This is a genomic window from Acinetobacter sp. UNC436CL71CviS28 (assembly GCF_000620525.1).
Taxonomy (GTDB): Bacteria; Pseudomonadota; Gammaproteobacteria; order Pseudomonadales; family Moraxellaceae; genus Acinetobacter; species Acinetobacter radioresistens.
In genome coordinates, this window is record NZ_JIBB01000053.1 from 1 (window position 1) to 13167 (window position 13167).

A 13167-nucleotide genomic window follows, 5' to 3' on the forward strand; every position below is an offset into this window, starting at 1 on the left:
GTCTCAAAGGACGCGGGTTTAATCTTGAAAATACGCGCTTGACAGACCCTAGACGAGTGAAAAAATTGATTGCGGTGTTAGCTATAAGCTTCTGTTGGTGTTACTTAACGGGTGAATGGCAACATGATCAAAAAAAAGCGATAAAAATAAAGAAGCATGGACGACTCTCAATGAGTTTATTTCGCTATGGTTTAGACTATGTTCAAATGGCGATTCAGCGTTTAATTGGTTTTGGGAAAAAAGAAGAGTTTAAGGAAATTTTGGCAATTTTAAGAAGGCAGAACCCTGATAGGATAAGGGTTCTGTGAAATTTGTCGTGTACAGAGAAGTTTTTTTTACAGATAAGAAGAGTAATTACCCTGATAGCTCAAGTCTTGGCAAAAATTACAGACTGGCTAGGAACTTTTTATTTTATCTCGCTCTTCGGGAGAATTTTATGCGCAGAATGATTCCTTCATTACAGACACTCATCTGCTTTGAAGCAGCAGCCAAGCATCGTAGTTATACTCATGCTGCACAAGAACTTTCTGTCACGCAGAGTGCAGTTTCACGTCAGATCCAGCAACTTGAAGAATATCTGGATCTTCCATTATTTAACCGGACAAGACATGGAGTTGAGTTAACGCATGCAGGTGAACAGTACTATAAAGATATCCGCACTCATCTACTCAGTCTGGAACAAAGTACTCTGGACCTGATGTCGCATAAAGGCTTAGGCGGAACACTCAAACTAGGAGTTGTACCAACGTTTGCTACACGCTGGCTGGTACCTCGCCTACATCGCTTTAATACTCTTTATCCTGAAATTAATGTACATCTGGAAACCAGTACCAAACCATTTTTATTTAGTGACCATATTTTTGATGCTGCTATTTATGCAGGAACCGAAACACAGGTACAAAACTGGCCGGGTACACAAGCGCATTACCTGATGCATGAAGATGTAGTTGCAGTATGTTCACCAGACCTGATTTACCGGAATTTCCCAGAACTCAAGCCTGTATCCGGCCCATTTCAAGGCACACTTTCCGTCAAGCAAATTGCCAGCCTGCCCCTGTTGCAACAGACAACCCGGCCATACATCTGGAAAGAATGGTTTGAAGTTGCTGGAGCAGATTATCCTTATGCTATGGAAGGTCAGCGACATGAACTGTTTTCAATGCTGGCTGTAGCGGCGTCTCATCATATGGGCGTTGCGTTAATTCCACAGATGCTACTAGAAAAAGAATTCGGTTCGGGTGAGCTGGTTATTGCTTCTGATATTAAACTCAAAGGTGCCCGTTCCTATTATTTTGTATATTCCCAGCAGCAGCCTAACCCATTAATTCATAAATTTATTCAATGGCTTGAACAGGAAACCCGGACAGATTAAACCGTTAGCTTTATTTAAGCCACTTGAGATAAACCAATATAACGATAAAGCCCTTCTACACCAAGATCAGCTTTATAAACGATTAAATCAGGCCAGTCCGTAGCAGTAATTTCCTGAAAGATATTCATTTCTGGGTCTTCATGAATTATATCTACTGTTCGAGACATTTTGGCTTCAAAATGATCAGCAATAAACTCAAAGCCCAAATCCATCGCTATAAATAAAGTGTGTTGACAAGGCTGTATATATTGTTCCTGCTGCCAGTCAATAATATGCTGCTGGCAATAAGGGCAGCTAACATTCTGCATCGGGTCATCAAGTTGAATTAATTGATAGGTCATTGCGTTCATCAGGTGTGTGTTTTAACTATTGTAAAAGATTTTAAAGAACAATATATAGAGGGCATCAAGAGGATAGCGATACAAATAGTAGAATTTTATTATGTGTTTAAAATGAAAAAATTTAATTTGATAACAGATAGCCTGATAAGCTCCTTTAAATTAACTATTTAGATATAACTTGAAATGGCAGTAAACCTGCAATTTAAAATAGAACTCTTGAAGTAAATCCGCTATAAAATACAGCGGGCTACAACGATATCTTTTCATAATCTTTAACGGAAATCTGCATGCTGACTGATCTGGATGATTTTTACTGCTTTGCCTTAGTTGTCGAGCATGGAGGTTTTAGTGCAGCTGAGCGCGCAACTGATATTCCCAAATCCAAACTCAGCCGGCGGGTATATAATCTGGAAGAACGTCTTGGCGTGCGCCTCATTCAACGAAGCTCACGACATTTTGCTGTCACTGATATTGGTATGGATATCTATCAGCATGCACAGGACATGATGAATGCAGCACAGGCTGCCCATGACCTGATAGATCATTTAAGCAGTAAACCGCGTGGAGTGATTAAAGTCAGTTTACCGGTCAGTATAGCCCAAAATGAAATTGCGAAGATTCTACCCGACTTTCTAAAACAGTATCCAGAGATCAAGGTTCAGCTTAGTGTCACCAATCGCCGCATTGATGTGATTAATGAAGGGATTGATGTTGCTCTAAGGGTACGTTTTAATCTGGACAATGACCCTAATCTGATTATTCGCCAGTTTCAACGAATTGAACAGCATTTGGTTGCCAGTCAGGCTTACCTCAACGAATATGGCAATTTAACCCATCCTGACCAGTTAGCAGAACATAGAATACTGAGCATGATTGATGATCACCTGGACCAGCAGCTCACCCTGCATGACCGGGAAAATAAATCGCGAAAATTTAAAATTAATCCTGTCGTCATGGGTTCAGACCTGATGATGCTGGCACAACTGGCACGTCAGGGCTGCGGTATCGCTTTACTCCCCGACAGTGTAACTGCTGATCTGGTTAGACACGGAGAACTTGTTCGCGTTCTTCCTGACTGGAACACACCCCATGGAGTTTTCCATGCTGTTTACCCATCACGTCGTGGTCAGCTTCCTTCAGTCAGGGTTTTTATTGAGTATTTGGTTGAGCATTTATACAAAGCCCATTAACTAACTATTCGTGAGCTCAATAAACTCAAAAGACAAAATTTCTGTTATTCGTCGTCCGGCTGAATATTAAAATAAATTTTATGGATAAAAAAAAGCTTACCCTGTAGAAAGGTAAGCTTATAAAAACGAACAACTAAAAAGAAACTACAGCGATAGAATCTAAAAATAATAATATACAAATAACCAATTAAAAACAAATACATAAAACATCTTAAAAGTTACTTATTTTTTATAAATTGTTATATTTATGTTGTTGTATATATAATATATTTTTAAGAAATTACAAATAGATACAATGCTAATTCAAATAAATAGATAAAAATTTATGGAAATTTTTATCTAAATTTCCATAAAATTAAACTGTTTGATTATTTTTTAAACAAAATTAAATTTTGGGATATGAACCTGTCCCTTCTGGCCATGGTGTTAAGAGTTCAAATCCATTATCAGTTACCGCCACCATATGTTCCCACTGCGCAGAAAGCGACCTATCACTTGTAATCACAGTCCAGCCATCATTCAATTCTTTGACACGTGCCTTACCTGCATTCACCATAGGCTCAATGGTAAACACCATACCTTTACGCAGTATCAACCCTTGTCCAGGTTGACCATAGTGCAGTACATTAGGTTGCTCATGATAAGTTTTTCCAATTCCATGACCGCAATACTCACGTACGATGGTATAGCCCTCGCGCTGGGCAACTTTTTGAATCGCATAGCCAATATCACCCAATGTGGCACCGGGTCTGACTGTATGAATTCCTGCTACCATTGCTTCATAGGTTGTTTCTACCAAATGTTTAGCTTGAGGGCTGACTTGCCCTACATAATACATTCGGCTGGTATCTCCATAGTAGCCATCTTTAATTACTGCTACATCAATATTGATAATATCGCCATCTTTTAAAATAGTCCGCGCTGAAGGAATACCATGACAGACCACTTCATTTGGTGAAATACAGGTGGTCTTAGTAAAACCATGATAGCCCACATTTGCAGGAATGACTTTTAGAGTATTTACGATATAGTCATAGCAAATATCATCAAGATATTCGGTAGAAACGCCTGGCTTGACATACTGCTCTATCATTTCCAAAACTTGTGCAGCCAAACGCCCGGATATACGTAATTTTTCAATATCCTGTTCTGTCTTGATAGTTACAGCTGAAGCTCTCATTGACCTATCCTCTCTGGTTAGTGACTCAAGTATAACGTTTTTTATATAAAATTTCCTGATTAAGACTGGCACTTCAAGTCATCAGAAACGATAACAATTGATTATTCTGTTTATAAAATTTTTAGACCGGCTGTTTTTTAGCCATAAAAATTACTCTTTTAATTATTTTTTTCTGATATAAAAAATTTGTACCCTTAGAAATTTTTATCTGGTTATTTTATATAAGACAATTGTTTTCAAATAATTAATTATAACATTGGAAATAAACTATATTTTTGAAAAATTTTTATCATCAGCTTTCTTCATAATTTATATTAGAGAAATTACACAAAATTTATTTTTTAAATTAGAATCGCTGCTTCTTTTACAGTCCCTCTCCCTTTATATGATATGAATAATCTTCGTACTCGGGATATTATTGCTCTAGGTTTTATGACCTTCGCGCTTTTTATTGGCGCCGGTAATATCATTTTTCCACCCATTGTTGCACAGCAGGCAGGTGAACATGTCTGGTGGGCAGCCCTGGGGTTTCTCATTACAGCGGTCGGTTTGCCTGTAATTACCATTATTGCACTATCGCGTGTGCAAGGGTCAATTGAAATATTGAGTTCACCGCTTGGCCGTATAGCCAGTTTAGTTTTAACTGTGGTGTGCTATTTGTCAGTAGGGCCTCTGTTTGCAACACCGCGTACAGCCACAGTGTCTTATGAAATTGGCTTTTCATCTTATTTCGGCACTTCAAGTAGCAGTTTACTGATCTACAGTCTAATTTATTTTGCGATAGTAGGACTGGTCTCGCTATATCCAAATAAATTACTCGATACGATAGGTCATGTTCTTGCTCCTATGAAAATTGCTGCGTTAGCAGTTCTTGGAATTGCTGCGTTCTGTATACCGGCAGGTTTTATTCCCGCTCCTATTAACCATTATATCAATAGCCCAGTGTCTGAAGGCTTTGTTAATGGCTATCTGACCATGGATACGCTGGGTGCTTTAGTTTTTGGTATTGTGATTATTCAGGCGATCCACTCACGTGGTGTAACCGATATTAAACTCGTGACCAAATATGCAGTGATTGCAAGTCTGATCTCTGGTGTAGGTCTGACCCTAGTTTATCTCAGCCTGTTCAAATTGGGGCTAGGAAGTCATGAAGCAGCACCTAACGCAGCCAATGGGGCACAGATTCTACACGCTTATGTACAGCATGCTTTTGGTGATTTAGGTTCACTCTTTCTAAGTCTGCTCATTTTTCTAGCTTGTATAGTTACGGCGATTGGTTTGACCTGTGCCTGTGCAGAATACTTTACTCAACTTACCAAGATTCCTTATAAGATTCTGGTGCTTATTTTAGTTCTATTTTCGGTTTTAATTTCAAACCTTGGACTAACTAAGCTGATTGCTGTTTCTGTTCCTGTTTTGAGTGCTATTTATCCACCTGCAATTGTAGTGATCATGCTGAGCTTTTTCTGGAAATTCTGGAAAAAACCGGGCTATGTAATTACGCCTGTAGCAGCAATGGCTTTCATTTTTGGAATAATCGATGGAATCAAGGTAGCTGGATTCTCTGATATGTTACCAGATGCGGTTCAACATTTACCACTCAATGAACAAAATCTTGCATGGCTTATCCCGTCATTAATTGTTCTAGTCATTTCTATTATTGTCGACCGGGTTAAACATTCAAACAGTTAACTTATGAGTCGTTAAAATCAATTCTTACCCAGAGCTGATTTTACTGGTGATCAGAAATGCCGAGTTTACCCAACTGGCATTTTTTGTTTACGCCTCTTATTAGAATTGAATGCTTATAGTTTTATTTTTATATACAGAAACTTGGCTTATGCTATTTTAACCTTTAAGAATTATCATAAAGTCTGTTATTTTTTTATTTCTACCTTTCTTTATCTATTTAATTTTAATAGAAATTTTCTCTATCTCTGATCTATCACCTGTCTCATAAACTCTGAGTATTCTGCAATTTTAAAAATATAAAAAAGCCAGACAGTGCTGGCTTTTGCATAGCAAAAAAATTTTAGTTACGGGCATCTGCTTCCACACGTGAAGCTGTCTTTTCTACAGAGTCAGCAGCATCTGCTGTGGCTTTACGGGCATCTGCTTCCACCTCTGAAGCTTTCTGTTCCGCTCGGTCTGCAGCTTCTGCGGTTGCTTCACGAGCATCTGCGGTTGCCTCACGAGCTTCAACTTCAGCTTTTTCTGCCGCCGCATCCATCTTGACTGCTGCATCGTCAGCAGCTTCTTTTGCTTCAGCGCCTGCTGCTAAAGTTGCATCTTTAATATCTGAACCCGCCTGCTCGGCCGCTTTACCTAAATGTTCTCCAGCAGTCGCACCTGTTTCACGGTTATCACATCCTGTGATTCCAAATACGGCAATTAAGCCCATAGCTACCATTAACTTATTCATATTATTTATCCTTTTCTCTTGTCTTCAGATACTTTTGATCTAAGCATATTTTTTTCAGGAAAAAAATTATTAATTGTTAAAAACTTGTAATAAAATCAGCTATTAAGAACGCTATATAATAGTCTCTAAATAACGCAGCCAATTGTAGTAGCTACAATAGAAATTAAAATTTTATCTCATGACTTGAAATATTTTATTACTTAAAGTATATAAAATATACAATCTTAAGAATTTTTTAAACATTTTAAATTAAAAAGTCAGATTTATATTCAGATTTTACTTAAGATCAGTTGAGCTAAATTAATTTTCAAAATGCCAATTTAAAATTATTTTTCTTATAGTACATTAGAAATTCAATTTATTATAACTTTTTGTTTTATCAAAATTTTAATTAAAAAAATGAGATTTATCATATAAAATTAGTTAATAATGTGATCAAAAAAATTTACACAAAAACTATTCTTATATTTATTTATTAAATACATTAATTACCTTATACGTTATAAAGAAAAATAATGATAAAAAAATAATGCTATCACCTATTGAAATACTCGGAAATAAGCAGTAAAACATTAAAAACTAGATTTCTGATTAAAACAATTAGGTTTTGTCGCGCACGACAGGAGGACCGAAGATGCACTCTTTACCCCTAAACAAGCGTTCTTTCGCCAAAGTTTTTAAGAACGATAAAAATTTTGTCAATTATGTTGTTACTACAGTAGCCCTCATGTTAACTCTGCTTTTTCATGGGGTGATTAATGGCAATTTGAAGCTAGAACACTTTCTCTATGCTTTAATAGTTTCTGCCCTGTTCTCGATCTGGGCGCTTATTGACCACAAGTGTCGTAAATATTTTAAGTATAAAAACAACTAAGAGATGGATGAGCAATCATCCATCTTTATATAATAAAAAATTATTTTTTAGCCTCTAGGCTTGTTTAGATAAATCCAAAATAATACGCAGTCCCTATTATTAGAAAACCACTTGCTACTAATTCTCCAATTACCAGTAAAAACATAAATATTGTCATCAAAATTTTGGGTAAATACCATTTACCAAGTTGATGCGGCACCTGAAACTGATTAACAGTATCTTTTAAAACTCCATGTAAAATATAACTTAATATAGAAAGGCTGAAAAATAATATATTGATCCCAATACAGGTGAGAACTGCATAGTCAGACCAGATGGTAAAATGCCCCAGTGTAGCCAGAATGAGTGTTGCTGGAGCATAGAGCAAACTACTTCGGTGAGCTATATCCACATATGGATGAGCACGTGAATGCGCAGATTTTCTGATCTGATAATATTTCCAGAGTCCTGTTAGCATACCAATCCATAAATAGATACCGCTAAACAGAATGGCAAGTTTAGTTGCGAAAGTAAGTTGATCCATGTTCATTGAATGTTCTAATAATTTGTTTTTCTAGAGCTTCTCTTTATAGACATAAAATTCAATGAAGTCACTCATTTTGTTAAGAATCACATCACTGGTAATTCTCAAACCCAATACAAAATTTTATTTTAAAGTAAAACTGATCAATGAGGCAGAAAATACAAAATAGCTGAGCTACTTTATTTGCTATTTAAATCTTAATAAAAAATCTCAAAGAATACATATGAGTCAAAATCATTCCTTACAGCTTTTAAAGCAGTTTTGCCATTTTTCTTATAAATCTCATCAAAATACTGCTCAAATGACACACTTTGTCGTTCTAACGATAGTCAATCTAAAAATATCAAACTCAGTGAAGGGCTCATAAAAGTTTTTATACTAAAATAAACTTAGCCACTCTCTTGTATAAAACAATTGTTTTACAATAAACTTACTTTGTAAAAATAATTAAAATTAGGGTTATTCTCGTATGAATAAAAAATATGCTCGGTTTTTGCCTTCAAACACTGGGGATTTTAATCTTGAAGACTTCCCATTCTATTGGATTACTCAAGTACATGCACAATATGTGCAGAATATGGACAATGTCTTAAAGCGTTATGGATTAGATAACTCACGGCGACGTATTCTACTGGCACTTGAGTCTAAACCACATGCCAGTGTTTCTGATCTTTCAGAGATGATCATTTCAAAAATGTCGACTACAACCAAAATTGTTTACCGCCTGAAAGCTGAAGGCTATGTCAATACCTATTCATGTGAAGAGGATGGCCGTATTACACGGGTAAATCTCACTGAGTATGGCAAAGAAATGACCACTAAAATTAATGATCTTACTGGAGTAGTACTCGAACAGTCTTTTGAAGGGCTTACTCCATTACAGATTGAAAAACTAATTGAAAGCCTTAAACACTTATTTAAAAATCTTTCAAATTAACTTTCATCAGTCAAAAAAGTTTAACTGGGGCGTTTCCACTTTAGGCTTGGGTACATGAGAACACTCAAACTCTTCAACAGGAAAACCTTCAATAAATGAGTTGAAGTTAGCAGGCCCTACACTCAGCCATTCATCCAGACGTTCATGTGGAATTATAATCACTGAACGTTTGATATTTCCTGGCTCATGAAACTCCTTCATCATCGGATGGTCTATTGCATCCATCGTGATCATGCTGGCTGAGCGAATCACTTCATCATTGATTTTACAGATTTCATAAATGGCAGCAATGAAAAAGCCTTGGCCATCTTTGCGTCGTACTCCCCAACGCTGAGCCTTACCATCAATATATTTTGCTTCATAAAATTCGGTCACCGGAATAACTCCAAACTTACCTTTAAATGCAGCCTCCTGGAAACTTGGCTTTTCAAATAAAGTTTCATTTCGGGCATTATAGGTCCGTTTAGCCGAACTTTTATCCTGAGCCCACTTTGGCACCAGTCCGAACATTACGCTACGCCATTCCAAGCCATATTCTGACTTGAATAGTAAAGGCAAATCATAGGCTGGATACACTTCTTCGAGATAATCGAAAGGAATATCCGGTAACTGAAGTTTATCCACCTGAACACGCGTAACAGGTTTAAAATTGGCACACATAGGCGAAAATTTAAAAAACTATAGGTCATATATAGTGATAACTTTTAGTATTTCAATGGACTAGTGGCTGGATAATATTATGTATAAACAGCAGAATTTGACAAAAACATCTTAAAAAACTTAAGGAAATACAGGCCTGAGTACAAATAAGATAGTGTTATATTCTATGTACTCAGGCCTTTTATTATTTAATGTGTTTAAGTAGAAGCCTGATTATGTTCATACATTTTTAAAAATTAGACAGTGTATATTGTACTAGCGGTAGATCATGCCTCCATCTGTTAAAATTGCCTGCCCGGTAATATAATCGGCATCTTCACTCGATAAAAAAGCAACCAGCGCAGCCACGTCTTCAGGTGTTTGTGCACGCCCTAGTGCAATACCACTCACATATTTTTTGTATGTTTCACCAATTGGGGTATGGGTAATTTTAGAGAATCTTTTATCAATTTCTACCCACATATCTGTGCCCACTACTCCCGGACAATATGCATTTACCGTAATGCCATGTGAAGCATATTCCTTGGCTGCGGCCTGAGTTAAAGCACGGACTGCGAATTTTGTTGCCGAATATACTCCTAACATGGCAAAACCTTCATGCCCTGCAATAGAAGCTGCATTAATAATTTTACCTTTTTGCTGGCGCGCTTTAAATTTTCGAGCTGCGGCCTGAATACCCCACAGAACTCCACCAATATTAATACCGCTAATTTTTTGCAGTCCTTCAGGTGTCACTGCATCAAGAGGCTGAACCTGAGCAATTCCAGCATTATTGATCATAATATCAAAACCACCTAAAGACTGCTCGGCATGTTCAATACTGGCATACACCTGATCACGCTGACTGATATCAGCAACAAAAATACTGGCTTTTACCTTTAAATTTTCAATTTCCTGTTTTACTTGATTAAGTCGTTGTTCATTCAGATCTACCAAGGCTACATGTACACCTTCCTGAGCCAGTCTTAGAGCAATACCACGCCCTATACCTTGCGCTGCGCCTGTTACAACGGCGATTTTATTCATTAATCCCTTATTCATTATTTTTCCTTATATATTATTGTTAAATTATTGATAAGCAATTAAAACGTCTGCTTGTTTTTTCTGAGTATTTAGGGATGGACAATAATTTTAACAGCTGACTCATTGTTATGGATCAGAGTTTCAAAACCCTGCGAAACCAAGTCATCGAGTTGAATGCGCTGTGTAATAAAAGGTTGCAAATTAATTTTACCGTCTTCCACCAATTTGATTGTTGCCTGATGGTCGTTGACATAAGCAATGGTGCCACGAATATCAAGTTCTTTCATAACAACACTGTGAACATTTACTGTGGCTGGATGACTCCAAATTGATACAATGACCAGTACACCAGCCGGCTTCATCGCAGCTACGAGAGTATCTAGTACTTTATTTACACTACTACATTCAAAAGCAACATCTGCACCTTGGCCTTGAGTAATTTTCATGACTTCCGTAACCACATCAACTTCTGAAGGGTCCAGAATATAATCTGCAACACCAGCCTCTCTTGCTTTTTCTTTACGTTTAGCACTTAACTCACTAATAATAACAGTGAGTCCTTTAACCTTTAAAATAGCTGATAACAACAAACCTATAGGCCCTGCACCCCCAACCAGTGCAATGTCTCCGGCTTGTGCGCCACTACGGATATAAGCATGATGACCTACCGACAAAGGCTCAATCAGTGCAGCTTGATCCAATGGTATTTTATTGGAAATTGGGTGTACCCAACGACGCTGCACGGCTATTTTTTCCGATAGACCACCGCCTCGCCCTCCTAAACCAATAAAATTCATATTCTTCGACAGATGATAAGCATCATTAGGCCCAGTCGGCACATCGTCAGCGATGATATAAGGTTCAACCACCACATGCTGACCAATCTGAATATCATTAACCCCTTCACCCACAGCGTATACAACTCCGGAAAACTCATGTCCCATCGTTACCGGAGCAGATTCGCCCGAGATTGGATGCGGATGGCCACAAGGCGGAATAAAAATTGGACCATCCATAAACTCATGCAGATCGGTTCCACAAATGCCACACCAGGCAACCTGAATACCGACTGTACCTGGTGTAACTTGTGGCTCCGGAATATCTTCAATGCGAATATCGCCTTTATCATAAAAACGAGCTGCTTTCATTACTGCTCCTGATTAATCAGTTTTCTGTAAGAAGAATGAGCTTATCAAGCTAAACCAGATAAGCTCTTCCATGTTTTCAAATATGTATTGCCCGCTGTAGGGAAGCTAATACCGATTCATGCATTGCTTCTGATAACGTAGGATGAGGAAAAATGACCTGTGCCAAGCTTTCGTCGGTAGCTTCCAGATATTTGGCAATTGCGAAACCCTGAATATGTTCAGTAACTTCATGACCGACCATATGTGCTCCGAGCAGCTCGCCAGTCTCTTTATCAAATACAGTTTTTACAAAACCGGCAGTTTGTTTTAAGGCCAGTGCCTTGCCATTTGCCTGAAAAGGAAATTTCCCAGTCTGGATATGATGGCCTTGCGCTTTGGCCTGCGCTTCAGTCAAACCAATACTGGCAACCTGAGGATGAGTAAAAATACAGCCAGGAATTTGAGTACGGTCTAGAGAGTGAAGATTTGTGAGTCCTGCAATTTTTTCTACACAAAGAATAGCTTCATGACTGGCTTTATGAGCCAGACATGGTGCACCCGCCACATCACCAATTGCATAGAGCCCCACGACATTTGTGCGGCAGTATTCATCCACCTGAATAAAGCCCTGCTTAAACTCTACTTCTAACTGTTCCAGTCCCAGTTTTTCTACATTCGGTTGTACACCTATTGCAGACAGAACCCGATCAAACACTTGCTCTTGTTTGCCCTGTGAGCTATGAAGTTCACACTGTACCTGACCTCCGGTAACCTGGACATTTTGTAATGAACAGCCAGTAATCACTTTCATACCGCGCTGCTCAAACTGCTTACGCATATATTCTGCAACTTCTGCATCTTCAGTAGGCAAAATCTGCTGAGCAACGTCAATAAGAGTAACCTCACAGCCTAGATCATGATATAAACTGGCAAATTCACTGCCTATAGCGCCAGAACCGACTACCAGTAAAGATTCAGGCAATTGTTCCGGGACTAGCGCTTCCCGGTAACTCCAGATCTCGGTGCCATTGACAGGCAGACCAGGCAAAGTTCGAGCTCTGGCACCTGTTGCTAAAATGATATGAGGTGCTTTTAAAATGCGTGCTTTACCGCTCTCATCGATTATCTCAAGCGTTTCTTTCGCCTGCAGCTTGGCCCGTCCAAATATAACCTGGCAGAGTAAAACTTGAAGTGCGACATAAACCACCTAATTAATTTAAAGGGTTTATGGAGTATATAAAATTGTCATACCATCATCTTAACTTTGAAGATCGTACTGCATTAATGCTTGAGTCAAGAAAAGAAGGCTTTTCAGCCAGAAAATTTGCTGAACTCATTAAAAGACATCCTAGTACGATCTATCGTGAGCTTAAAAGAAATAGCATCAATGACGTTTATCAAGCTCGATATGCTTCTGATAACACCTTCGCTAGACGTAGACGTGGTCACAGAAAACTCAAAATCGATTCAATCCTCTGGAAATTTATTGTTGAAGCGATCCGTTGTTTATGGTCTCCT

12 protein-coding genes and 2 pseudogenes are annotated in these 13167 nt (G+C 38.1%); 6 read left to right on the top strand and 8 right to left on the bottom strand.

The features are described from left to right. Together N518_RS0114130 and N518_RS0114135 are read left to right on the top strand one after the other, a co-directional pair. A pseudogene (locus N518_RS0114130) lies at positions 1-308 on the top strand (IS4 family transposase); the annotation flags it as partial. Positions 309-436: 128 nt separating this feature from the next. Next, complete coding sequence (locus tag N518_RS0114135) at positions 437-1372, top strand: LysR substrate-binding domain-containing protein (protein ID WP_005014654.1); 936 nt, start codon at positions 437-439, stop codon at positions 1370-1372. 14 nt (positions 1373-1386) lie between these two features. On the opposite strand, the gene N518_RS0114140 is transcribed toward N518_RS0114135, so the two are convergent. Beyond that, positions 1387-1713 carry a hypothetical protein gene (locus N518_RS0114140; RefSeq protein WP_005404183.1) on the bottom strand — a complete coding sequence of 109 codons (327 nt, stop codon included), beginning with the start codon at positions 1711-1713 and terminating at the stop codon, positions 1387-1389. Between the two features lie 287 nt (positions 1714-2000). Here N518_RS0114140 and N518_RS0114145 point away from each other — a divergent pair, with 287 nt between their 5' ends. Next, positions 2001-2903, top strand: a complete 903-nt coding sequence (locus tag N518_RS0114145) for a LysR family transcriptional regulator (protein WP_005014656.1) — start codon at positions 2001-2003, stop codon at positions 2901-2903. Between the two features lie 385 nt (positions 2904-3288). Here the strand turns inward: N518_RS0114145 and map are convergent, their stop codons facing one another. Continuing rightward, on the bottom strand, positions 3289-4083 hold the full coding sequence (gene map / locus N518_RS0114150; protein ID WP_005014658.1) for a type I methionyl aminopeptidase: 795 nt from the start codon (positions 4081-4083) through the stop codon (positions 3289-3291). 390 nt (positions 4084-4473) lie between these two features. Here map and brnQ point away from each other — a divergent pair, with 390 nt between their 5' ends. Further along, the gene (gene brnQ, locus N518_RS0114155; protein ID WP_026444427.1) at positions 4474-5775 is read left to right on the top strand and encodes a branched-chain amino acid transport system II carrier protein; all 1302 of its coding nucleotides are present in this window, start codon (positions 4474-4476) and stop codon (positions 5773-5775) included. A 340-nt stretch (positions 5776-6115) separates the two neighbouring features. Here the strand turns inward: brnQ and N518_RS0114160 are convergent, their stop codons facing one another. Both N518_RS0114160 and N518_RS0114170 read right to left on the bottom strand, forming a co-directional pair. After that, entirely contained in the window at positions 6116-6505 is a 390-nt protein-coding gene (locus tag N518_RS0114160; RefSeq protein WP_005025639.1) for a hypothetical protein, read from the bottom strand. A gap of 938 nt (positions 6506-7443) precedes the next feature. Next, positions 7444-7908 (bottom strand): hypothetical protein, encoded by a 465-nt coding sequence (locus N518_RS0114170; RefSeq protein ID WP_010700172.1) that lies wholly within the window; start codon positions 7906-7908, stop codon positions 7444-7446. 463 nt (positions 7909-8371) lie between these two features. Here N518_RS0114170 and N518_RS0114175 point away from each other — a divergent pair, with 463 nt between their 5' ends. Then, positions 8372-8839: a MarR family winged helix-turn-helix transcriptional regulator gene (locus N518_RS0114175; RefSeq protein WP_005025635.1), complete on the top strand. Its 468-nt coding sequence runs from the start codon at positions 8372-8374 to the stop codon at positions 8837-8839. A gap of 6 nt (positions 8840-8845) precedes the next feature. Here N518_RS0114175 and N518_RS0114180 read toward each other — a convergent pair whose 3' ends face one another. The 4 genes and pseudogenes from N518_RS0114180 to N518_RS16430 all read right to left on the bottom strand — a co-directional run. After that, complete coding sequence (locus N518_RS0114180) at positions 8846-9499, bottom strand: SOS response-associated peptidase (RefSeq protein WP_005025634.1); 654 nt, start codon at positions 9497-9499, stop codon at positions 8846-8848. 255 nt (positions 9500-9754) lie between these two features. Next, positions 9755-10540, bottom strand: a complete 786-nt coding sequence (locus N518_RS0114185; RefSeq protein ID WP_005025632.1) for an acetoin reductase — start codon at positions 10538-10540, stop codon at positions 9755-9757. Between the two features lie 71 nt (positions 10541-10611). Continuing rightward, the gene (locus N518_RS0114190) at positions 10612-11670 is read right to left on the bottom strand and encodes a 2,3-butanediol dehydrogenase (protein WP_005025631.1); all 1059 of its coding nucleotides are present in this window, start codon (positions 11668-11670) and stop codon (positions 10612-10614) included. A 76-nt stretch (positions 11671-11746) separates the two neighbouring features. Beyond that, positions 11747-12820, bottom strand: a pseudogene (locus tag N518_RS16430) (FAD-dependent oxidoreductase); the annotation flags it as partial. Between the two features lie 113 nt (positions 12821-12933). Between N518_RS16430 and N518_RS16920 the strand changes: the two are divergent. After that, positions 12934-13167 (top strand): helix-turn-helix domain-containing protein (locus tag N518_RS16920; RefSeq protein WP_202852379.1); only part of this gene is annotated, 234 nt, incomplete at its 3' end.

Bases quoted from the DNA above. Each gene is read 5' to 3' on its own strand.
- N518_RS0114175 (WP_005025635.1), top strand. From the start codon at position 8,372: ATGAATAAAAAATATGCTCGGTTTTTGCCTTCAAACACTGGGGATTTT.
- N518_RS0114190 (WP_005025631.1), bottom strand. From the start codon at position 11,670: ATGAAAGCAGCTCGTTTTTATGATAAAGGCGATATTCGCATTGAAGAT.
- N518_RS0114160 (WP_005025639.1), bottom strand. From the start codon at position 6,505: ATGAATAAGTTAATGGTAGCTATGGGCTTAATTGCCGTATTTGGAATC.
- brnQ (WP_026444427.1), top strand. From the start codon at position 4,474: ATGAATAATCTTCGTACTCGGGATATTATTGCTCTAGGTTTTATGACC.
- N518_RS0114145 (WP_005014656.1), top strand. From the start codon at position 2,001: ATGCTGACTGATCTGGATGATTTTTACTGCTTTGCCTTAGTTGTCGAG.
- N518_RS0114185 (WP_005025632.1), bottom strand. From the start codon at position 10,540: ATGAATAAGGGATTAATGAATAAAATCGCCGTTGTAACAGGCGCAGCG.
- N518_RS0114140 (WP_005404183.1), bottom strand. From the start codon at position 1,713: ATGACCTATCAATTAATTCAACTTGATGACCCGATGCAGAATGTTAGC.
- N518_RS0114170 (WP_010700172.1), bottom strand. From the start codon at position 7,908: ATGAACATGGATCAACTTACTTTCGCAACTAAACTTGCCATTCTGTTT.
- N518_RS0114180 (WP_005025634.1), bottom strand. From the start codon at position 9,499: ATGTGTGCCAATTTTAAACCTGTTACGCGTGTTCAGGTGGATAAACTT.
- map (WP_005014658.1), bottom strand. From the start codon at position 4,083: ATGAGAGCTTCAGCTGTAACTATCAAGACAGAACAGGATATTGAAAAA.
- N518_RS0114135 (WP_005014654.1), top strand. From the start codon at position 437: ATGCGCAGAATGATTCCTTCATTACAGACACTCATCTGCTTTGAAGCA.